Origin of the sequence: Paraburkholderia tropica, from assembly GCF_914484835.1 — a bacterium.
Taxonomy (GTDB): Bacteria; Pseudomonadota; Gammaproteobacteria; order Burkholderiales; family Burkholderiaceae; genus Paraburkholderia; species Paraburkholderia tropica_A.
In genome coordinates this window covers 24995-25229 of sequence record NZ_CAJZAR010000098.1, presented here as the reverse complement: position 1 = coordinate 25229, position 235 = coordinate 24995, and the positions used below count along the sequence as shown (strand labels likewise).

Genomic DNA, 235 nt, shown 5'->3' with positions numbered 1-235 from the left:
GCTGCTGCGCGACGCGGCGCGCGCCTTCGGTCCGCGCGAGGCCGTGGCCCGCGCGCGCTGCGTGGTCGCGCAGGCGGAAATCGCGCTGGCTTCGCGCGATCTCGGCTGGGAGGAGGGCGCGCTCGACGCGGCGCGAACGGCGCTCGATGCGCACGGCGACATCCTCAACGCCGCGCACGCGCGTTACCTCGGCATTCGCCGCCTGCTGCTGATCGGCCAGATCGACGAGGCCGCG

Annotated in this window: 1 pseudogene; it reads left to right on the top strand. The window is 75.7% G+C overall.

From position 1 onward, the window contains the following. A pseudogene (locus LDO54_RS39365) lies at positions 1–235 on the top strand (helix-turn-helix domain-containing protein); the annotation flags it as partial.